Source organism: Pseudoalteromonas sp. MM1 (assembly GCF_030296835.1).
In the GTDB taxonomy this organism is placed as follows: domain Bacteria; phylum Pseudomonadota; class Gammaproteobacteria; order Enterobacterales; family Alteromonadaceae; genus Pseudoalteromonas.
Genome location: NZ_AP027922.1, coordinates 2,797,312 through 2,818,194, shown reverse-complemented (window position 1 = coordinate 2,818,194; position 20,883 = coordinate 2,797,312). Strand labels below are relative to the sequence as shown.

Genomic DNA, 20,883 nt, shown 5'->3' with positions numbered 1-20,883 from the left:
AAAGTCCATTTATTTGAAAACTTCAATAAACGTAACATCGCGCTATGTTGTTAATATAGGTACGATTTTTCGTGTAAGTACAGTTTAACTCTTGTTATTATGTGTTAAATGCCAATTTGTTGGCAAGTTACTTTAAAGTATTTAAAAGCAATAAGTATGCCCTAACTTAAAGTAAAAGAGAAAACTGTATGCGTCTGTTTCTAATATGGTTCCTAACGTGTTTTGGTAATATAGCGCTGCTAAGTAGCGCACCCATGATAAAATAAATAATTAAGTGAAAATATCTTAAATCAAACAATAGTAGGTAAGGTTATAAATGGCTAAAGCGGCAAAAGTAGAATTTGTTTGTACAGAGTGTGGTATGAACTATCAACGTTGGCAAGGTCAGTGTCGCTGTGGTGCGTGGAACACGTTAGCAGAATTTAAACCCTCTGCAGGGCAAAGTAAAAAAGCCGCTGCGCGAGCAACCGTTGGTGGTTATGCTGGCGGCATTGGTGGCGGTTCTAAAAAAATTGATGATGTTGCCACCACTGAGGCCGAAAAACAGCTTACTGAAATTGGCGAGTTGGACCGTGTATTAAGCGGCGGCGTAACCACAGGCTCGGTAAATATTATTTCAGGTGACCCAGGGGCGGGTAAAACAACGCTTTTATCTGACTTAGTTGCCAGAATGTCGCAGCGTATGCCATCGCTTTATTGTACCGCTGAGGAGTCGCTGTCGCAGTTTAAAAACCGTGTAAACCGCTTAAAGCTTAACTATAACGCCGATGAACTCTATTTACTGTCCGAAACCAGCGTAGAAACCATTATTGAAGAGCTTGATAAAAACAAAATTAAGTTTGCAGTAATAGACTCTATTCAAGCAGTTGTAACCGATACCGCCAACGGCAGCCCAGGTTCGCCTTCGCAAGTAAAAAGTGCCGCGCAAGCGCTTACACAATACTGTAAGCAAAACGATGTCACTATGTTTATTATTGCCCATGTAAATAAAAACAACGAAATTGCAGGGCCGCAAACATTAGTACACATCGTTGATGCGCTCCTGCATATAGATACGAATGATGGACAAGTACGTACACTTAGAGCTAACAAAAACCGTTTTGGTGATATTGATACCGTGGGTATTTTTAAAATGTGCGAAAGGGGCATGTTGAGTGTAGATAACCCTAGTGAGATTTTTCTATCAGGATCAAGTACTGAATCACCAGGCTCTACTATTACCTGTATTCGAAAGGGTAACCGTAACTTATTGCTCGAAATACAATGTTTAACCACCGAAACCGAAGCTGAATTTCCGCAGCGTGTGTGTGTAGGTTTAAACATGAACCGTATAAAAATGCTTACTGGTATTTTACGTAAACACACCAAAACTAAGATATTCCACGATACGTTTTTTAATATTGTGGGCGGCTTACGAATTGATGAAACCGAAACCTGTATTGATTTAGCGTTAGTGACTGCGCTTTTAAGCAGCTTAAACGAATTTGTTGTACCGCGTACAACCTGCATTATGGGAGAGCTTAGCTTAAACGGCGACGTGCGCCCAATTGACAGTGGTGTGCCGCGAGTTAAAGAAGCGGCGCAGCATGGTTTTACCGAAATATTTATTCCATTTCGTAATTACCATAAATCTATGGAAGGGCTGGGGGCTAAAATTACGCCTGTAAAAACAGTGCATGAGCTGCTTAGTTTGATTAATTAACGCTTACAGGGATTGCCATGCAATGTTACTCTTGAGCTAATATAATTTACACAAAGAACAGAATAAGGAAATAACATGAAAAAACTCGTAATAGCCATAGCCATTGTTGCAGCTGGCGTAGGCGGTGTTAGCTACGCAAACTATGTAGCAACTCAAGAAGTACGTACCGAAGTAGACAAGCAGCTTGCTTTAGTGAGCGAGCAAACCGGTGCAACAATTAAATACGCGGGTTTATCGGCAAGTGTTATTTCTCAAAGTGTTGAAATTACTAACATGGAAGTAATTAGCCCTGAAGGTGATAACGTAGCGCATATTCAAAGTATTGAAGTAACCGGTTACGAAACCGATAAAATATCGCCACATACATCGTTTACAGTAAAAAGCTTTCAGTTCGATAAAGACTTTGTAGCAAAACTACCTGCTGATACAAACGAAATGCTTGCCTCTGCAAGTTACGACTTAAGCTCATCGCTCGATTACGATGAACAATCTGGCGACAGTGACGTAGTTTTAAAACTAGATGTAAAAGATATTGCTAGTTTTAATATGGATGTAGGCCTTGCCAATTCTAAAGCATTAATGGACGCATCCCTTGCGATAAGCAAAGCACAGCAAGAAGCAGGTGACACGCCGCTTACGTACGAGCAAGAGTTACAACAGCAAACCTTAGTTATGCAAGCTATGAGTAAGCTTGAGCCACGAAATATTAATTTAGTACTTAATAACCAAGGCAAATTAAAAGAGCTATTTGTGAGCGAGCTTGAAAAACAAGGTATGACGCTTGAGCAAATGCAAATGACGCTACAGCAACAGTTACAGCAAGCTCCCGTAACTGAAGAAATAGCACAGGCGCTGACTGATTTTGCCAAAGGTTTAAACTCATTAAGCATATCGGCAAAATTGCCTGAAGGTAAAACCATGATGGAAGTAAACCAGCAAATAATGATGTTAGCTGGCCAGCCAGAAGAGCTAGTTAAATTTGTTAATTTAGAAGTTAAAGGCGAGTAATAGCGAACTGCTCTCAGCTGCCAGCTTAATGCAAAAAAGCCGTACTTGATTAATCAAGTACGGCTTTTATTATTTCAGCTGGTAGCAGCTTAGTGAAGAATACGCGCTCTAATTGTCCCTTCTACTGCGCTTAGCTCTTTAAGAGCAACTTCTGACTGATCGGTATCTACGTCAATAACTACATAACCAATTGATTCATCAGTTTGTAAGTACTGAGCGGCAATGTTAATACCGTGCTGGGCAAACGCTTGGTTAATTTGCGTAAGTACACCTGGGCGGTTGTGGTGCACGTGTAATAAACGGCTACGATTAGCAAGCTCTGGTAGCGAAACCTCAGGGAAGTTAACAGCGGTAATAGTTGAGCCATTATCTGAGTATTTAGCTAATTTACCGGCTACTTCAATACCAATGTTTTCTTGCGCTTCTTGGGTAGAACCACCAATGTGCGGCGTTAAAATAACGTTGTCGAATTCACGCAGTGGCGATACAAATTCTTCTTCGTTAGATTTTGGCTCAACAGGGAATACATCAATAGCAGCGCCGCTTAGCTTTTTCTCGCTAAGTGCTTCGGCAAGTGCATCAATATCCACTACAGTACCGCGTGAAGCGTTAATTAGTATTGAGCCTTGTTTCATTACTGCAAGTTCAGCCGTGCCAATCAGGTTTTTAGTTTGCGGTGTTTCTGGAACGTGTAAGCTAATAATATCAGCGCGCTGTAATAGCTGTGTTAGGTTATGAATTTGTGTTGCATTACCTAAAGATAGCTTATCTTCAATGTCGTAATATTCCACAGTCATCCCAATGTTTTCAGCCATAATACCTAGCTGCGTACCAATGTGGCCGTAACCAATAATCCCAAGCGTTTTACCGCGCGCTTCAAACGAGCCGGTTGCTGTTTTTAACCAGCCGCCACGGTGCGCTGCTGCATTACGCTCTGGAATACCACGTAATAGTAATAGTATTTCGCCAAGTACAAGCTCAGCTACAGAGCGCGTGTTTGAAAACGGTGCGTTAAATACCGCAATACCGCGCTCGCGCGCTGCGTTTAAGTCAACTTGGTTAGTACCAATACAAAAACAACCAATGGCTACTAGCTTTTCAGCCGACTCTAATACAGCTTGGTTAATATGAGTACGAGAACGAAGTCCTACAAAGTGCACATCTTTAATGCGCTCTTTTAGCTCGTCCTCAGGTAAGGATGTTTTTACGTAGTCGATGTTGCTGTAACCATTACGTTTAAGCGTTTCTACTGCGCTTTGGTGAACACCTTCAAGCAAGAGAATTTTAATTTTGTCTTTTGCTAACGATACCTTACTCATAACCTCATCCTATTTAATTTGTGGCCCATTTTTAGTGCCGATAATGACTTTATCAGCGCCGCGCATTGCAAATAGGCCGTTGGTAACTACGCCAACAATTGAATTAATTTGTGTTTCAAGTTGCTTGGCATTACTAATACTTAAATTGTGTACATCTAAAATAACGTTACCGTTATCGGTTACTACGCCTTGGCGGTACACAGGGTCGCCACCAAGTTTTAATAATTCACGAGCAACGTAGCTGCGTGCCATTGGTATAACTTCTACCGGAAGTGGGAAGTCGCCCAATGTATCTACTAATTTTGTGTCATCAACAATACACACAAACTGTTTTGCAACGGCTGCGACTATTTTTTCGCGGGTAAGTGCTGCGCCGCCGCCTTTGATCATTTCGTTTTGGGCATTAATTTCATCTGCGCCATCTACATAAACATCAAGCGAATCTACATCGTTTAGTTCAAATACTTCAATACCTAACGCTTGTAGGCGCGCTGTTGAAGCTTCAGAGCTTGATACCGCACCTGTTATGGTGTCTTTTACTGTGCCTAGGGCATCAATAAAATGATTTACGGTAGAGCCTGTGCCTACACCAACAATGGTGTTTTCTTTTACAAACTCGAGTGCAGCCCACGCAGCTGCCTTTTTTAATTCGTCTTGCGTCATTGTTATGCTCATATATCAAATGTGTAGTGGGTATTTATTACCAGTGATAAATTTTATCGGGAGTAATAATGGTTTTAAGTGGTACATCCCACGATTCAATTGGCAGTGCATCTACTTTTTGGCAGTTATGTGCTAAGCCAATAAGTTGCGGTTTTTGCCAATTGTATGCGTGTAATTGCGCCAGTGTTTTATCATAAAATCCACCTCCCATTCCTAATCGGTTACCTTGGTTATCAAATGCAACAAGTGGCATCAGTAGGTAATCTAAATCAGATAATGGGCATATTTGAGAGCAGTTCAGCTTAGGCTCCAAGATACCATAGCGATTTGCCCTCATGGGTGAGTTTTTTTCATAGCGTTGAAACAGCAAAGTAGACCCGTTAAATGGGTGTATGACGGGTAAGTAAAGGGTATGGTCTTGTTGCCATAACTCATTAATTAACAATGAAGTATCTAATTCTCCATCGTTACTGAAGTAAATGGCTATCTGTTTTTTTGAAGCTGTTTTATCGCTGTTTAGCTGTTGAGTAAAATTCAACTTTAGCTGTGCAGCAGCTTTTTCTTGCTGTTTTTTTGATAGATTATTGCGTAATTGGCGAATAGATTGGCGTATGTGTGTACGTTTATTGCTCATTGTAATTACGCACCTTTGATTAAATAGACACTAAATCAGGAAAAGCTAAGTAAACAGCAAGCACAATCAGTAGTAAAACAGCTGTGGCAATCAGTGAATATAACAAAGTATTGCTACGTGTTTTTACGGGTTCATCGAGCTGCTCGTCGAGCATTAGATCATCTTCTTGCCACTCATCGCTTTCGTCTGTAGGGGTTTTTAGCTCATTGGTTGGGAGCCTTTGCTCTAGCTCTTCTAGCTTTTCTTCTAGGCGGATCAGGCTGCTTGTTATGTAATCAAGGGCATCAAAAATCCGTTCGTCGCGCTGACTAGCTGCACTAGGGCTTTGAGGAGGCTGCTCAACAGTGGCTTGTAATTTACTTTTAATGCCGAGGCTTGCGAGTAATTTGGCTTGCTTTAGGGCTTTGTCTTTATTATTAGGTGCAAAGAGTGGTTTGCCGTTAAAAAACTGAGTTACTTTATCTTCAGACGTTTTTAGTTTATTTGCTAAATTAACGCAGGCTGTTTTAGCCTCAGTGCCCTCAGCGAGCCCTACAAACATAACGCGAAAATTATTGGCCATTTACTTATCCCTTAAGCTTTTATTATGCAAAGAGTATATACCTAAAACAGTAAGTAATTCGAGGGCTCGCTAAAACTCATTATTAACTTTTGTTTTAGATATAAAAACGGCCCTTAAAAGGGCCGTTTATTATTTAATTCGTTTTGGCTTAAAGGCCAGCAGCTGCGCGAAGTGCGTCTGCTTTATCTGTACGCTCCCAAGGGAATTCATCACGACCAAAGTGGCCGTAAGCCGCTGTTGGTTGGTAAATTGGGCGCTCTAAGTCAAGCATTTGAATTAAGCCGTAAGGGCGTAGGTCAAAGTGCTCGCGAATTAGCTCGATTAAACGACCTTCTTCAAGCTTGCTTGTACCAAAGGTTTCAACGCTGATAGAGGTAGGCTCAGCAACACCAATTGCGTAAGACACTTGTAATTCACACTTATCAGCAAGGCCAGCAGCCACTACGTTTTTAGCTACGTAGCGTGCAGCGTATGCAGCTGAGCGGTCAACTTTTGATGGATCTTTACCAGAGAAAGCACCACCACCGTGACGTGCCATACCACCGTATGTATCTACGATGATTTTACGACCTGTTAAACCACAGTCACCCATTGGTCCGCCAATTACAAAACGACCCGTTGGGTTAATGAAAAATTTAGTGGCGCTAGTAATAAGCTCGGCAGGAAGTACCGGCTTAATGATGGTTTCCATCACGGCTTCTACTAAATCATTTTGCGAAATTTCTTCAGCGTGCTGAGTAGAAAGTACAACTGCATCAATACCTACTGGCTTGCCATTTTCGTATGCAAACGTTACTTGAGATTTTGCATCTGGGCGTAACCAGTTAAGTTCGCCGCTTTTACGTACTTGCGCTTGGCGCTGTACTAAACGGTGTGAGTAAGTTATTGGTGCAGGCATAAGTACTTCTGTTTCGTTACATGCGTAACCAAACATTAAGCCTTGGTCGCCAGCGCCTTGTTCTTCTGGGCTAGTACGGTCAACACCTTGGTTTATATCAGGAGACTGCTTACCAATTGTGTTTAAAATAGCACATGAGTCTGCATCGAAACCCATGTCTGAATGCGTGTAGCCGATTTCACGTACTGTTTTACGTGTAATTTCTTCAATATCAACCCATGCGCTAGTAGTGATTTCACCACCAACCATAACCATACCGGTTTTTACGTAAGTTTCGCACGCAACACGGGCATGAGAGTCTTGCTCTAGGATAGCATCAAGTACCGCATCAGAGATTTGATCGGCGATTTTATCCGGATGACCTTCAGAAACAGATTCAGAAGTAAATAAATGTTTTGCCATTGTATTTCTGCTCACAAATATTGCGCTTCACAAACGTCGGTATTAGCGCTAAAAAATTAAGGGGCGTATTTTATCTAAAACAAAACACCTTGCATAGTGTTTTTACGCCTAGACGTCTAAATAAAATGAGTAATAACTTTTTGGTCTTAAAAAATATTCATAATAGCCCATTTTTATGGGGTTTTTAATTGCACACTGCACCCACATTAAGTAAGAATGGTCGCTATAACAGCTCTTAAGTTACTTAAGGGTATTAACGAACACATAAGTACCCGCGCAAATACACATAAAGGTAGGAGAATTCATGCCATCTCGCAAAGAACTTGCAAATGCTATTCGCGTCTTGTCAATGGACGCAGTACAAAAGGCCAAATCTGGCCACCCTGGAGCCCCTATGGGCATGGCCGATATCGCAGAAGTATTATGGCGCGATTATCTAAAGCACAATCCAACTAATCCAGAGTGGGCTGACCGTGACAGATTTATTCTTTCAAACGGCCACGGTTCAATGCTTATCTATTCTCTATTGCACCTAACTGGTTACGACTTACCACTTGATGAAATTAAAAACTTCCGTCAAATGCATTCTAAAACACCAGGCCACCCAGAGTACGGTTATGCACCAGGAGTTGAAACTACTACGGGCCCGCTAGGTCAGGGGATCACAAACGCGGTAGGTATGGCAATTGCTGAAAAAGCGCTTGCTGCACAATTTAACCGTGAAGGCCACGACATTGTTGATCACTACACCTATGCATTTATGGGTGATGGTTGTTTAATGGAAGGTATTTCTCATGAGGCATGTTCACTTGCTGGCACATTAGGCCTTGGTAAATTAGTGGCTTTTTGGGATGACAACGGTATTTCAATCGACGGTGAAGTAGAAGGTTGGTTTAGCGACGATACACCAGCACGTTTTAAAGCGTACGGCTGGCATGTAATAAGTGACGTTGATGGCCACGACAGTGATGCGGTTAGTGCTGCAATAGCAGAGGCTCAAAGTGTTACCGACAAACCATCACTAATTTGTTGTAAAACAGTGATAGGTTACGGCTCACCTAACAAATCAGGTAGCCACGACTGTCACGGCGCACCATTAGGTGATGACGAAATTAAAGCGTCTCGCGAATTTTTAGGCTGGACTGGCGATGCATTCGAAATTCCTGCTGATATTTACGCACAGTGGGATAGCAAAGAAAAAGGCCAACAGCTTGAGTCTAGCTGGGACGAAAAATTTGCAGCCTATGCAAAAGCATACCCAGAACTTGCAGCAGAATATAAGCGCCGTATTAATAACGAGCTTCCAGGCGATTGGGCTGAAAAATCTCAAGCATACATAGAGCAACTACAAGCAAACCCTGCCAACCCTGCATCACGTAAAGCGTCGCAAAATGCATTAAACGCATTTGGCCCGTTATTACCAGAATTCATGGGTGGCTCAGCCGATTTGGCTGGCTCAAACTTAACAATTTGGGATGGCTCAAAAGGGCTAACTGCAGATGATGCAAGCGGTAACTACGTTTACTACGGTGTACGCGAATTTGGTATGTCGGCCATTATGAATGGTATTGCCCTTCATAAAGGCTTTATTCCTTATGGTGCAACGTTCTTAATGTTTGTTGAGTACGCAAAAAATGCGGTACGTATGGCTGCACTAATGAAGCAACCAAGCATTTTTGTATACACTCACGATTCAATCGGCCTAGGTGAAGACGGCCCAACTCACCAACCGGTAGAGCAAATTGCTAGCATGCGTTTAACGCCAAACTTATACAACTGGCGCCCGTGTGACCAAGTTGAGTCGGCAATTGCATGGCAACAAGCTATTGAGCGTAAAGACGGCCCTACATCGCTTATCTTTACTCGCCAAGGCCTTGAGCAACAAGCACGTGACGCACAGCAATTAGCAGATGTTAAAAAGGGTGGTTACATCCTCAGCTGTGACGGCAACCCAGAGCTAATTATTATTGCTACAGGTTCTGAAGTGCAACTAGCACAAGATTCAGCAGCGGAGCTTCGCAGCCAAGGTAAAAAGGTACGTGTTGTATCTATGCCATGTACTGATGTATTTGAAGAGCAAAGCGCACAGTACAAAGAAAGCGTACTACCGGCAGCCGTTACACGCCGCGTAGCAGTAGAAGCAGGTATTGCTGATTACTGGTATAAGTACGTAGGCCTAAATGGCGCAGTAGTAGGTATGACGACCTTTGGTGAGTCTGCCCCTGCTGGCGAGCTGTTTGAGTTCTTTGGCTTTACAGTAGAAAACATTGTAAATAAAGCAAACGCATTGTTTTAATCAATTGCTTTAATATTTAAAAGCCCGCCCTGTGTAAAACAGGGCGGGCTTTTTTATTTGCTGATTGAGTTGAAGCGGTGTAGTTACCTCAAGCCGCAAGAATCGCACTGCTTGTAATCAGTGGTACTTTTTAAGCTTCAATTTCAGATGAGTAATTTTCACAGCGCTTTTCTTGCAAGGTTATGACCTATCAGGCAAGGTGGTGGCCGATTAAATAAAATAATACAGCAGGAGTGAGGATGTCTCAGTTTGAAAATGTAAGCGTAATTAAAAAAGCCAATGTATATTTTGACGGTAAAGTATCGAGCCGTACCGTGGTATTTAACGATGGCACAACCAAAACATTAGGTTTTATGCAGCCAGGTGAATTTGTATTTGATACAAGCAAAAAAGAACTCATGGAGCTGTTAGGCGGCCAGTGGGATATTTTATTACCTGGCGTGAGTGAGTGGAAAACATTTATCGCGGGCGAATCATTCAACGTAGATGCTAACGTAAGCTTTAAAGTAAAAGTGAGTGATTTTGCTGACTATTGCTGTTCGTACACAGACTAAACGCTAAAGGCTAGACGTCTGAAAGCCCATACTCTATGGGCTTTGCATAAAGTTTGCACAACTTATAATCTAAATCAGTTTAAGTAACAAATTATTTTCAAAAATCAGTGCTTTTTCCTTGTGTTAATCTAAATAGCCCCCAATACTATTTATGAGGTAACAAATAAAAGGATACCCTATGAAAATTAATCTTTCTGGTCACCATGTAGACGTTACTAACTCTATTAGAGAGCATATCAACGAAAAGTTTTCAAAAATCGAGAGCCACTTTCCATCACTTATCGCTCTCGACATTATATTGTCTAAAGAGCATCATAAAATCCAAGCAGAAATTAGCACAAATTACGAAGGTGCGCGTATATCGGTAAAAGGGGAAAACGAAGTTATGTACCCAGCAATTGCAAGCGCAGCTAAAAAACTCGATGCAGCACTAAAGCATCGAAAAGGGCAAATAAAAGCAAATTTACACGAAAAGCCTGTAAGCACAACACCAGAAATAGCACACGAGATCATCCAAGAGATGGAGCTAAAGTAAGCTTTAGTCCCAAAGTACTATAAAAAAGAGCCTTATGGCTCTTTTTTATTGCCTGTAATTTAGGTAAGTTATGCAGCCTTCAGTGTTATTAATTATAAAAGTTAATAACCAGAACGAATAACACACATAATTTGAGAAATTAATGCAGCATACACACACATCTTGGAAAGCTCGGTTGGGCGCATTAGGCCCCGGTATCTTAATGGCAACCGCCGCAATTGGCGGCTCTCACTTAGTTGCATCTACTCAAGCTGGCGCGCTATTTGGCTGGCAATTGTTTTGGCTAATTCTCGTTGTTAACGTATTAAAGTATCCTTTTTTTCGCTTTGGTATGGAATACACCTTGGCAACCAAAAACAGTTTAGTAGAAGGCTATAAAAATAAAGGGCCTGTCTATTTTTATAGTTTTATTGGCTTAAATATACTTGCCGCCATAGTTAATACCGCAGGGGTGTTATTACTGACTGCAAGTTTGCTGCATTATGCGCTGCCAATAGTGATAGAAGTTACGCTACTGTGTTGGATATTGCTCGGTGTGTGTTTAGCTATTTTATTGTTAGGGCACTTTAAAGCGCTCGACAGCGTGGCCAAAGGCATAATGGGGTTATTAACCTTAGCTACTGTTATTGCGCTGGTTATTGCATTTAGTAACGGCCCAATGGCGCCTGCTGACTATGTGGGTCCATCGCCTTACGAGTTGGCTATGCTGAGTTTTATGGTCGCGTTAATGGGTTGGATGCCAGCACCCATTGAAATTTCAGCGCTTAGCTCTTTATGGCTAAAAGAAAAACAAACTCAGCAAACAGTGTCTAAAAGCCAAGGTTTGTTCGATTTTAACGTAGGCTACTGGTTAACAGCGTGCTTAGCATTAGTGTTCTTTAGTTTAGGCGTGTTGGTGCAATACGGGCAAAGCAGCAATATTGAGCTTGGCGGTGTAGCCTTTGCTAAACAACTTATTGATATGTACGCACTGACTATTGGCGAGTGGGCAAGGCCGCTTGTATCAGCCATTGCTTTTTTATGTATGTTTGGTACCACCCTTACCGTGCTTGACGGCTACGCCCGCACTCTTAACGAGTCGCACAAATTACTTGGCTTTAAGCAATCAAAACATAGCTTAAATGTTTGGCTTGTACTGCAAGCACTTGCAGGCATGGCCGTAATTTTATTTTTTAAATCAGCCCTTGGCCCCATGCTTACCTTTGCCATGACATTGGCCTTTGTAACCACCCCCGTTTTTGCATGGCTTAACTTTAGCCTTGTACGCTCAGAGCCTGCTATAAAGCACAGCCTGCTATTACGCAGCTTAACGTGGTTAGGCTTAGTGTACTTGGTTGGTTTTGCTGTTGCGTTTGTAGTGTGGAAATTAGCTGCATAGATTTAATTGACAGTTGGTAAGGAAGCTTCCGTTCCCTTACTAAATTTGAAGACGTGTATTCGCACAGCTGGGTGGCGCTTTAAAAGTAATTAAGGATAATTATGGCTTATAAAGTTGAACTTAAAGCCCCAACACTGGATGAATTTGCTAATTTACGCACACAAGTAAAATGGCAAAATCCCGACGATGAAATTTTAAAAGCAAGCATCGAAAACTCACTTTTTTGGATCACTGTATACGACACTGATAAGTTGATAGGCACTGGCAGAGTAATTGGTGATGGCGCAATGTATTTTTATATTCAAGATATAATTGTTGCGCCTAGTTATCAAAAACAAGGTATTGGTCATCTAGTTATGACCTATATTGAAAACTACTTAAGCAACACTTGCTCTAATGGCGCTACAGTCGGTCTATTAAGTGCTCATGGTAAAGAAAGCTTTTATACACAATATGGTTATGTAAAACGTGATGGCGATGTTTTAGGGTTAGGAATGTGCAAATTTATTAGCAAGTAATAATAAATATTGCTGCATGATATCAAGATTATTAAGATAGCTTTTAGAGGTGTGGCGTAATGAGCAAACGTGATTTATTTTCAGAATTAACTACAGCACTTGATGATGCTAAAGCGCATTCACAAGGTGTACTAATGTTACAGATTCAAATAGTAAATGAGCTTGCCATTTCAACCGATGAAATAGTGAGTATTCTAGAATACATAAGCAAGAACGCTCGAAAATTGTGAGCAAGGGCGTAGCGCACCGAATGGGTAAGCAATTACATTACTATAGCTTGTGCAACATCATCCTGAGATGCTAAACCATATAGCTAAGTTGTAATTTCCCTTGGATTATTTATTTTAAAAGACAAAAAGAAAGACGCGATCTATTGCCTTACTGTGGCTGCTGAGAGCGATGACTGGACACTGAAAAAAGTTAAATTTATTCCTGCGTTTTGAGTAGAAATCTAATTTTGCCTAATAACATTATTAAACGCCGTTTTGGTATGTTATGAACCACTAAAATGGTGTTCAATAAGCTGTTAGTAATACACGAATATTTCGCATATGGAGTTGCCAATGAATAACGAAACAAATAACCCTAGCATTCAAGAAGGTGTTGAGCCAAAAGACCTAATTAAAATGCAAACTGAAGTCGGTTTAATTGAATCAATGTTTCAGTCGAAGACGCTCACAGCTATAGTCATCATTGCAATTATTTTGCTGGGTGGCTTTTTCATGTTCTTGTCCAAGGTGACAGGTTAGCCGTAACAGAATGTATTGCTAACAAGCATCTAAATCCGACATTGCCAGCTGCCACACTTTTAGCAAACAACGCAAAAATCCCGCCAGTGCAAGGCGTATTAGGCGGGCGTTCGTTATCACTGTTTGCAATTGGCACTGAGCTGTTATTGATATTAATATTCTAACTCAGCTCTTTTATTGCGCTACTTATTCCATCTAAACTCAGCGGGTACATTCTGTTATTCATCAGCTGCTTTATAAAATCAATTGATTGATAGTACGGCCAGTGTTCAACCGGTTGTGGATTGAGCCATGCGACTTTATCAAAGTGGTTGGTTATACGTTGCAACCAAGCACTGCCGGGCTCTTCGTTGTAATGCTCTACCGAGCCGCCCGGGTAGGCTATTTCGTAAGGACCCATAGTGGCATCGCCAACAAATATTACTTTATAGTCGCTGGTAAATTTATTAATCAGCGTCATGGTGTCGATGATGTTTGAATGGCGGCGCGCGTTGTCTTGCCAAACGTGCTCGTATAAACAGTTATGAAAGTAGTAAAACTCTAAATGTTTGAACTCGCTGTGGGCTGCGCTAAACAGCTCTTCGCAGGTATGAATGTAGTCATCCATTGAGCCGCCAATATCAAACAGCATTAATACTTTTACGGCATTGTGGCGCTCGGGTGCCATTTTTACATCTAACATGCCGCCTTGTTTGGCGGTTGCACGAATAGTCTCGTTTAAATCAAGGGTATCGCTTGCGCCAGTGCGGGCAAATTTACGTAGCTTTTTAAGGGCGAGCTTTATTGTACGTGAGCCAATTTCTCTGTCGGAGTCTAAATTGCGGTATTCGCGTTTATCCCACACTTTTACCGCTTGGCGATGTCGGTTACCATCTTGCCCTATACGCACGCCTTCAGGGTTATAGCCATACGCTCCAAAAGGTGATGTACCACCAGTGCCCACCCATTTATTGCCACCTGCGTGGCGTTTTTGTTGCTCTTGTAAACGCTCTTTTAGGGTTTTCATAAGCTCGTCGAGTCCGCCCATGGCTTTAAGTTGGGCTTTTTCTTCATCGCTTAGGTGTTTTTCAAACTCTTTGCGTAGCCAATCTTTAGGTAAGTTGTGCTGTTGCTTTAAACTCTCGAGCAAATCAAGGTCGGCAATACCGCTAAAGTAGTCGCTAAAGGCTTTGTCAAACCTGTCAAAATGCGTTTCGTCTTTTACCATTATGGTGCGAGCTAAATGGTAAAAGGCATCTACGTCGGCAAATATAACGCCTTTTTTTAAGGCGTTTATTAAATCGAGTAACTCACGCAGGCTTACCGGTAGGCGGTATTCACGAAGTTTGAAGAAAAACGCAATCAACATCTTAACGGCGGCTCATAAAGGCGAGTTTTTCGATTAGGCTTATGTCCTGCTCGTTTTTAAGTAAAGCGCCAAACATTGGCATTAATCCGCCTTTTTGCGCTTTGTCGTGCAGTGTTTTTGCGTCTATGTCTTCAGCCATTAAAAGCTTTAACCAATCGAGTAACTCACTGGTAGAGGGCTTCTTTTTAAGGCCATTGGCTTCACGTAAGTTAAAAAATACCTCTAGCGCTTGGCGTACTAAATCTTGTTTAACATTGGGGTAGTGTACGTCAATAATTTGCTGCATTTCGTCACTGCTAGGAAAATCAATATAATGAAAAAAGCAGCGGCGTAAAAAGGCATCTGGCAATTCTTTTTCATTGTTTGAAGTGATGATCACAATAGGGCGCTCTTTGGCTACAATGCGCTCGTTAGTTTCGTAAACGTGAAACTCCATTTTATCAAGCTCTAGTAGTAAATCGTTTGGAAACTCGATGTCGGCTTTGTCTATCTCATCAATTAAAAGTACAGGACGTTTGCCGTTAAGTTCTGCGTAGTTAAACGCTTGCCACAGCTTACCTTTAACAATGTAGTTGCCAATATTATGTACGCGTTCGTCACCTAATTGGCTGTCGCGCAGGCGCGATACCGCGTCGTATTCGTACAAGCCTTGTTGCGCTTTGGTGGTTGATTTAATGTGCCACTGAATAAGTTCGGTATCTAAACTTTTTGCAAGCTCCTCAGCCAGCATGGTTTTACCTGTGCCAGGTTCGCCTTTAATTAAAAGTGGTTTTTCAAGCATAATGGCAGCATTTACAGCTTGTTTAAGTGAGCTGCTTGCGATGTAATTGTCGGTAGAATTAAATTGCACGGGTTACCCTTATCTGGTCTGAGCAGTATTAAATGTGGTTTATAATGCCATAGTTAATCTGCAGGTCCAAGGTATGCAAAACGAGGTATGGTTTCGTCATCTTTTTCAACGGTTTCTGTAAACATACTTAGTGGGCGTGCCCACATGCCGTACTCGCCATATAAAGCTTGATATATAACTAACGGCTCGTCGGTTTCGCTGTGTGTTGCTACGTAAAATACTTTGTATTGCGGCCCTTTGTAGTGTTGGTATATGCCTGGTTTGAGGGAAAGTGCTTTTATTGCTGTAGTCATGTTTTGATCTCTTGTATAATTGCGTTTGCTTTTTATTATGCCAAAGAATACACCAACATTATGAATTATATTTCTCTCGATGATCACAAAAAAGCCTGGGTTTTTCGTCATAAAGATATACCAGTATCTGATGAAGACGCTGCGCGCATAAAACCTATGACCAGCGAACGTGCTGCGGTGCTTTGGAGCACTATGGTGAGCCGTGAGTTTGATCACCCCGATTTTTTTGATAAAACCGATTGGTGTGGCAAAGAAGAAAGCTTTAGCGACGAAGTAAACTGGGAAGACGCCTGGGAAAACGGCGATGAAAGCCTACCGCACGCTATTTTAGAGCATTTAGATTGGCAGGCTAACACCACGGTTTATTTTTGTATGGCGCGCGATAACGTTATCGAAACCACCTTTGATGTATTTAAACGCAATTGGCAAAACTTTATGTTTTTAGCCGATGGCAGTTTATTAATTGGTAAAAAGCGCAATACGGTAGTGCAGTTTTTAGAAACGGGCATTGCTAAGTTAGGTGAAAAACCAAGCGCTTAAATTGTAGTGTGTGCTTAAAAAATAATCGTCGGTGTGCTATAAAACAGCTACCTATTCGTTTTTTGAGTATAACTATTGGTCGCGAAAAATCAGCCACTTGCAGCTCAGCAGCAAGAAATATGGCAAAGTGATGCGCAAAAGGTGTTGTATGCACAATTGTGTAATGCGTTTTATCAGCGTGAGGTGCAGCGCCTAGTTGCTGAGCCTAATGCCGATAAACTTCGTCGCCAATTAAAAAGTTTACCGTATTACATAGAGCGCGCGGCCACATTGGTTGCTAATGGTAGCTCGCCTTTTACGCTTGATTCGCAAAATGGCTCATGGCTTGAAAAACAAAAGCCAACGCCACCAGAAGTTAACGCTCAAGCAAATGAACTTTTTTATCAAACATATGCCAAAGTGGGGCTAATAGTACCGGTGTTAATAAATAGCCATGATCAAGTGAGGCTAAGAATAGACAGCATAGATCAAGTAAGCGACAATAAATTGCATTGCAATGAACTTGGCTGGTTTGATTTTTTTGGTAAGGGTCTAGAACATGCAAATGCGCAGTTGGTAAAACCCAGTAAAATGAGTTTAACAGCGGCGTGTTGCGGGCATCAGTGGCAATTTTCAAAACGCTGCGCACCTAGGCTGCTTTCACTTAGAGAAATGCTATTAGCGGGTAATATTAATTGGCGTAATATAAAACGCCCACGAGCCTAATTTTATTTAAAAACGAATAGGGAGTGTTAAATGCGTTTTTTTCAGCTTGGCCTGTTGTGCTTAGCACTGTTTATACAATACCGACTTTGGTTTGGTCATAACGGTGTGCAAGACTATACGCGTTTAAAAGCGGCCGTAGCTTCTCATCAACAAACGAACGAAAAACTAATTAAGCGTAATAAAGTGCTTACCGCCGACATAGAAGATTTAAAGCTTGGTCAAGAAGGCATAGAAGAGCGCGCTCGTAACGAATTAGGAATGATTAAACCGGATGAAACATTTATACGTGTTTTACCGGGTAAACAACATGAAAACTAACACTACCATTGCTGCTATTGTACCCGCTGCCGGCGTGGGGAGCAGAATGCAGCACAATGCTCCAAAGCAGTATATTAAATTGGCAGGAAAAACTATTTTAGAGCACACGCTTTATAAGCTTTCGCAATTACAAAGTTTAAGCAAAATAGTGGTCGCCGTGAGCCAAACCGATCCTTACTTTGACACGCTTCCATGTATAGACTCTCGCATTTTACGTGCTAACGGCGGACAAGAACGTGCTGATTCAGTGCTTAATAGCTTATTATTTTTAGAAAATAACCCGCCTGAATGGGTGCTGGTGCACGACGCAGCCCGTCCCTTAGTCACTATTAACGATATTGAAACGTTAATGGCGCAGTGTATCAATGATGATGAAGGCGGCATTTTAGCAAGTAAAGTAAAAGACACCATAAAGCGCGGAAACACGCATAGCGAGCAAACGGTTCCTCGTGATGATTTATGGCAAGCGCTTACACCGCAATTTTTTAAATATGCCGAGCTTAAAAATGCGTTGCAGAGCGCGCTTTGTGAGGGCGCAACTATTACCGATGAAGCCAGTGCCATTGAGTGGGCAAATAAACCCGTTAAGCTAATTGCAGGGCGCAGCGACAATATTAAAATAACCACGCCGGAGGATTTAGACCTAGCGGGGTTTTTATTAAACAAACAACAAAACGAGCAAGCATTATGATTCGAATTGGCCATGGTTTTGACGTACACAAATTTGGTGGCGAAGGCCCAATAACAATTTGCGGCGAAAAAATAGATTACCCGCAGGGCTTTTTAGCACACTCAGATGGCGATGTTGCTATTCATGCATTATGCGATGCTATTTTAGGCGCGTTGGCAATGGGCGATATTGGTAAGCATTTTCCGGATACGGCGAGCGAGTATGAAAATATCGACAGCCGTATTTTACTTCGCCATGTTGTAGGCCTTGCTAAAGAGCAAGGTTATGTACTGGGTAATGGCGATGTCACTATTGTGGCGCAAGCTCCTAAAATGTTGCCACACATCCAAGCTATGCGCTCTAATTTAGCCAGCGATTTAAATTGCGAGCTGTCTCAAATAAATGTTAAAGCGACCACCACTGAAAAGCTTGGCTTTGAAGGGCGAAAAGAAGGTATTTCTAGCCATGCAGTGGTTATTATGAGTAAAGCGCTTGAGAGTACAACAAGCGCATGAGCGATTTAAATTACCTATACGGTGCACCACTTTCTAAAGCCGACTTTAAAACCACTGCTGAAGATTTTATGGTTGATGAAGACCTTGGTATAGAATTTACCGGCAGTGGTGAGCATATATGCTTACAGGTCGTTAAAAAAGGTGAAAACACGCAGTACGTGGCCAAGTTAATTGCACAAAAGGCTGGAGTGTCGCCGCGTGAAGTAAGCTATGCCGGCATGAAAGACCGCCACGGCGTGTGTAGCCAATGGTTTAGCGTGAAAGTTCCCATTAAAAAGCATATTGATTTTAGTGAACTTAATAGCGACAGTATTTTTGTGGTTTCGCAACAGCGCCACGAACGTAAACTACGTACCGGTTGCCACAAAGGAAATCGATTCACTATTACGCTTCGTAATGTAACCCAACCCCTTGATATATTATGCCGCATTAATGCCGTACGTGCTGGTGTACCTAACTACTTTGGTGAGCAGCGCTTTGGCCGCGATGGGCATAATTTAGTGATGGCCGAAAAAATGTTTGCCGGCGAACGCATTCGCGATAAAAAACTACGCGGTATTATTATCTCCGCTGCCCGTTCTCATGTATTTAACCAAATAGTGAGCTTACGTGTTAAAGAGCATGGGTTAGCTAAAACCATGCACCGTGAAGTATTTATGCTCAGCGGTAGTAACGCATTTTTTGAAGATGCAATAAGCGATGAAAACATAGCACGTTTAGCCTCTGGCGATATTATGATGTCGGCCCCTATGGTGGGTAAAAGTGAAAAAGGCTTAACTGATCAAGAAAAAATATGGTTAAAACCATACCAAGCATGGTGTGAGGGCTTAGGCGATTTAGGCCTTAAAAATGAGCGCCGTATGCTGCGCCTCATTCCACAAAATTTAACCATAGAAACACTAGACGAAACGACTTTAAAATTAAGCTTTGGCTTGCCTAAAGGGTGTTTTGCTACCGCACTTTTACGAGAGCTGGTGGATTACACCGATGCAAGCCCTAATGAGCGAAAAGAAAAGGACAGTCAAAATGAAGATACTGCTTAGTAACGATGACGGTGTAAATGCCAAAGGAATTGCGGTTTTATACCAGGCTCTTACGCAAATTGCCGATGTAACTCTTGTAGCCCCAGATCGTAACTGTAGCGGCGCCAGTAACTCGTTAACATTAATAAATCCACTGCGCTCTACCACGCTTGAAAACGGCTTTATATCGGTTAATGGCACGCCGACGGATTGTGTACATTTAGGGGTTAGTCAATTAGTTGATGAAACGCCTGATTTAGTAGTCGCAGGGATTAATCATGGTGCTAATTTGGGCGATGATACATTATATTCAGGCACCGTGGCAGCGGCGACCGAAGGACGTCATTTAGGCTTGCCTGCTATTGCCGTGTCGCTTTGCTCGCACCATGGTGAACATTTTGAAACAGCTGCAGCGGTGACTGTTAACATAATTAAAGGCCTTGCTTCGCACCCACTGCCAAAAGATCAAATTATTAATGTAAATGTACCCGATATTCCTTTAAATGAGCTAAAAGGCGTGCAAGTTACCCGCTTAGGTGCTCGTCATAAAGCCGAAACCATGACCAAACAAACCGACCCTTGGGGACGAGATATTTTTTGGTATGGCTCGCTTGGTATTGAAAGCGATGCCGGTGAGGGCACTGATTTTTACGCTATTAATAATGGCTATGCTTCAGTGACCCCATTAAGTGTTGATATGACAGCAAAAGAAAGCATAAATGCGGTAGGTGAATGGTTAGCCGACATGGAGATAAACCGTGCTGGCTAATTACTCGCGCAGTGCTAATGCGCTTTCTAAGCTTTTAGAGCAAGAAGGCGTAGAAGACAAACAAGTACTAAAAGCTATTGCCGAAACACCACGTCATGCCTTTATTGATGATGTGCTAAAACACAAAGCATACGAAAATACCGCTTTGCCCATTGGGCAAGGGCAAACAATTTCACAGCCTTATATTGTGGCTAGAATGACTGAGCTGCTGCATTTAGCAGGTGTGCGCAACAAAGTACTTGAAATTGGTACGGGCTCTGGGTATCAAACCGCGATATTAGCAAAGTGCTTTACCAAAGTGTTTTCGGTTGAACGTATTAAAGCATTGCAATGGCAGGCCAAGCGACGTTTGCATCAACTTGATTTATACAACGTTGCTATGAAGCATGGTGATGGGTGGCAAGGGTGGCACTCGCAAGCCCCGTTTGATGGTATTATTGTCACGGCTGCGGCTTCTAAAGTACCGCAAGATTTACTTGCACAATTAGCTGATGGCGGCGTGCTATTAGCCCCTATTGGCGAGCAAAATCAAAAATTAACTATGGTTATTCGCCAAAGCGATAGCTTCACAGAGCATGTTATTGCACCAGTACGGTTTGTCCCTCTCGTCCCTGGTGATATTGAATAGGAATTCA

25 protein-coding genes are annotated in these 20,883 nt (G+C 42.0%); 17 read left to right on the top strand and 8 right to left on the bottom strand.

Annotation, left to right across the window (positions count from 1 at the left end):
- The first annotated feature begins 316 nt into the window (after nucleotides 1-316).
- Both radA and QUE46_RS12775 read left to right on the top strand, forming a co-directional pair.
- On the top strand, nucleotides 317-1,702 hold the full coding sequence (gene radA / locus QUE46_RS12780; protein ID WP_004586161.1) for a DNA repair protein RadA: 1,386 nt from the start codon (nucleotides 317-319) through the stop codon (nucleotides 1,700-1,702).
- Between the two features lie 75 nt (nucleotides 1,703-1,777).
- Nucleotides 1,778-2,710, top strand: coding sequence for a hypothetical protein (locus QUE46_RS12775; protein ID WP_286245070.1), 933 nt, complete (start codon nucleotides 1,778-1,780; stop codon nucleotides 2,708-2,710).
- Nucleotides 2,711-2,799: 89 nt separating this feature from the next.
- Here the strand turns inward: QUE46_RS12775 and serA are convergent, their stop codons facing one another.
- The 5 genes from serA to metK all read right to left on the bottom strand — a co-directional run bounded on the left by serA (nucleotide 2,800) and on the right by metK (nucleotide 7,188).
- A complete protein-coding gene (gene serA, locus QUE46_RS12770) occupies nucleotides 2,800-4,029 on the bottom strand; it encodes a phosphoglycerate dehydrogenase (RefSeq protein ID WP_286245069.1) in 1,230 nt (409 codons plus the stop codon).
- Between the two features lie 9 nt (nucleotides 4,030-4,038).
- Complete coding sequence (gene rpiA, locus QUE46_RS12765) at nucleotides 4,039-4,692, bottom strand: ribose-5-phosphate isomerase RpiA (RefSeq protein WP_286245068.1); 654 nt, start codon at nucleotides 4,690-4,692, stop codon at nucleotides 4,039-4,041.
- Nucleotides 4,693-4,729: 37 nt separating this feature from the next.
- The gene (locus tag QUE46_RS12760; protein WP_286245067.1) at nucleotides 4,730-5,326 is read right to left on the bottom strand and encodes a 5-formyltetrahydrofolate cyclo-ligase; all 597 of its coding nucleotides are present in this window, start codon (nucleotides 5,324-5,326) and stop codon (nucleotides 4,730-4,732) included.
- Between the two features lie 19 nt (nucleotides 5,327-5,345).
- Entirely contained in the window at nucleotides 5,346-5,888 is a 543-nt protein-coding gene (locus tag QUE46_RS12755; protein WP_286245066.1) for a hypothetical protein, read from the bottom strand.
- Between the two features lie 148 nt (nucleotides 5,889-6,036).
- A complete protein-coding gene (gene metK / locus QUE46_RS12750; RefSeq protein WP_004586168.1) occupies nucleotides 6,037-7,188 on the bottom strand; it encodes a methionine adenosyltransferase in 1,152 nt (383 codons plus the stop codon).
- Between the two features lie 304 nt (nucleotides 7,189-7,492).
- On the opposite strand from metK, the gene tkt reads away from it, so the two are divergent.
- From tkt to QUE46_RS12715, 7 genes are all read left to right on the top strand, one after another.
- Complete coding sequence (gene tkt / locus QUE46_RS12745; RefSeq protein WP_286245065.1) at nucleotides 7,493-9,484, top strand: transketolase; 1,992 nt, start codon at nucleotides 7,493-7,495, stop codon at nucleotides 9,482-9,484.
- A gap of 239 nt (nucleotides 9,485-9,723) precedes the next feature.
- The gene (locus QUE46_RS12740) at nucleotides 9,724-10,038 is read left to right on the top strand and encodes a pyrimidine/purine nucleoside phosphorylase (protein ID WP_286245064.1); all 315 of its coding nucleotides are present in this window, start codon (nucleotides 9,724-9,726) and stop codon (nucleotides 10,036-10,038) included.
- A 178-nt stretch (nucleotides 10,039-10,216) separates the two neighbouring features.
- Nucleotides 10,217-10,573, top strand: coding sequence for a ribosome hibernation-promoting factor, HPF/YfiA family (gene hpf, locus QUE46_RS12735; protein WP_024033129.1), 357 nt, complete (start codon nucleotides 10,217-10,219; stop codon nucleotides 10,571-10,573).
- 142 nt (nucleotides 10,574-10,715) lie between these two features.
- Entirely contained in the window at nucleotides 10,716-11,951 is a 1,236-nt protein-coding gene (locus QUE46_RS12730) for an NRAMP family divalent metal transporter (RefSeq protein ID WP_286245063.1), read from the top strand.
- Between the two features lie 101 nt (nucleotides 11,952-12,052).
- Nucleotides 12,053-12,469 (top strand): GNAT family N-acetyltransferase, encoded by a 417-nt coding sequence (locus tag QUE46_RS12725; protein ID WP_149603100.1) that lies wholly within the window; start codon nucleotides 12,053-12,055, stop codon nucleotides 12,467-12,469.
- A 59-nt stretch (nucleotides 12,470-12,528) separates the two neighbouring features.
- The gene (locus QUE46_RS12720; RefSeq protein ID WP_286245062.1) at nucleotides 12,529-12,699 is read left to right on the top strand and encodes a hypothetical protein; all 171 of its coding nucleotides are present in this window, start codon (nucleotides 12,529-12,531) and stop codon (nucleotides 12,697-12,699) included.
- 333 nt (nucleotides 12,700-13,032) lie between these two features.
- A complete protein-coding gene (locus QUE46_RS12715) occupies nucleotides 13,033-13,218 on the top strand; it encodes a hypothetical protein (protein ID WP_286245061.1) in 186 nt (61 codons plus the stop codon).
- 160 nt (nucleotides 13,219-13,378) lie between these two features.
- Here QUE46_RS12715 and QUE46_RS12710 read toward each other — a convergent pair whose 3' ends face one another.
- From QUE46_RS12710 to QUE46_RS12700, 3 genes are read right to left on the bottom strand one after another with little or no spacing between them, the layout of a single operon-like run.
- Nucleotides 13,379-14,566: a VWA domain-containing protein gene (locus QUE46_RS12710; RefSeq protein WP_286245060.1), complete on the bottom strand. Its 1,188-nt coding sequence runs from the start codon at nucleotides 14,564-14,566 to the stop codon at nucleotides 13,379-13,381.
- A 1-nt stretch (nucleotide 14,567) separates the two neighbouring features.
- On the bottom strand, nucleotides 14,568-15,416 hold the full coding sequence (locus QUE46_RS12705) for a MoxR family ATPase (RefSeq protein WP_058550874.1): 849 nt from the start codon (nucleotides 15,414-15,416) through the stop codon (nucleotides 14,568-14,570).
- Between the two features lie 53 nt (nucleotides 15,417-15,469).
- The gene (locus tag QUE46_RS12700) at nucleotides 15,470-15,709 is read right to left on the bottom strand and encodes a DUF1653 domain-containing protein (RefSeq protein ID WP_286245059.1); all 240 of its coding nucleotides are present in this window, start codon (nucleotides 15,707-15,709) and stop codon (nucleotides 15,470-15,472) included.
- Nucleotides 15,710-15,769: 60 nt separating this feature from the next.
- On the opposite strand from QUE46_RS12700, the gene QUE46_RS12695 reads away from it, so the two are divergent.
- The 8 genes from QUE46_RS12695 to QUE46_RS12660 all read left to right on the top strand — a co-directional run bounded on the left by QUE46_RS12695 (nucleotide 15,770) and on the right by QUE46_RS12660 (nucleotide 20,876).
- The gene (locus QUE46_RS12695; RefSeq protein ID WP_089348437.1) at nucleotides 15,770-16,249 is read left to right on the top strand and encodes a DUF2947 domain-containing protein; all 480 of its coding nucleotides are present in this window, start codon (nucleotides 15,770-15,772) and stop codon (nucleotides 16,247-16,249) included.
- A gap of 75 nt (nucleotides 16,250-16,324) precedes the next feature.
- Nucleotides 16,325-16,954 (top strand): hypothetical protein, encoded by a 630-nt coding sequence (locus QUE46_RS12690; RefSeq protein WP_286245058.1) that lies wholly within the window; start codon nucleotides 16,325-16,327, stop codon nucleotides 16,952-16,954.
- Between the two features lie 30 nt (nucleotides 16,955-16,984).
- Nucleotides 16,985-17,272 carry a cell division protein FtsB gene (ftsB, locus tag QUE46_RS12685; RefSeq protein ID WP_286245057.1) on the top strand — a complete coding sequence of 96 codons (288 nt, stop codon included), beginning with the start codon at nucleotides 16,985-16,987 and terminating at the stop codon, nucleotides 17,270-17,272.
- On the top strand, nucleotides 17,262-17,963 hold the full coding sequence (gene ispD, locus QUE46_RS12680) for a 2-C-methyl-D-erythritol 4-phosphate cytidylyltransferase (protein ID WP_286245056.1): 702 nt from the start codon (nucleotides 17,262-17,264) through the stop codon (nucleotides 17,961-17,963). Before ftsB ends, ispD begins: the two co-directional genes overlap by 11 nt.
- The gene (gene ispF / locus QUE46_RS12675; protein WP_286245055.1) at nucleotides 17,960-18,457 is read left to right on the top strand and encodes a 2-C-methyl-D-erythritol 2,4-cyclodiphosphate synthase; all 498 of its coding nucleotides are present in this window, start codon (nucleotides 17,960-17,962) and stop codon (nucleotides 18,455-18,457) included. The genes ispD and ispF overlap by 4 nt, the downstream gene beginning before the upstream one ends.
- Nucleotides 18,454-19,500 (top strand): tRNA pseudouridine(13) synthase TruD, encoded by a 1,047-nt coding sequence (gene truD, locus QUE46_RS12670; protein WP_286245054.1) that lies wholly within the window; start codon nucleotides 18,454-18,456, stop codon nucleotides 19,498-19,500. Before ispF ends, truD begins: the two co-directional genes overlap by 4 nt.
- On the top strand, nucleotides 19,484-20,248 hold the full coding sequence (gene surE, locus QUE46_RS12665; protein ID WP_286245053.1) for a 5'/3'-nucleotidase SurE: 765 nt from the start codon (nucleotides 19,484-19,486) through the stop codon (nucleotides 20,246-20,248). Before truD ends, surE begins: the two co-directional genes overlap by 17 nt.
- The gene (locus tag QUE46_RS12660; protein WP_286245052.1) at nucleotides 20,238-20,876 is read left to right on the top strand and encodes a protein-L-isoaspartate(D-aspartate) O-methyltransferase; all 639 of its coding nucleotides are present in this window, start codon (nucleotides 20,238-20,240) and stop codon (nucleotides 20,874-20,876) included. The genes surE and QUE46_RS12660 overlap by 11 nt, the downstream gene beginning before the upstream one ends.
- Nucleotides 20,877-20,883: the final 7 nt, after the last annotated feature.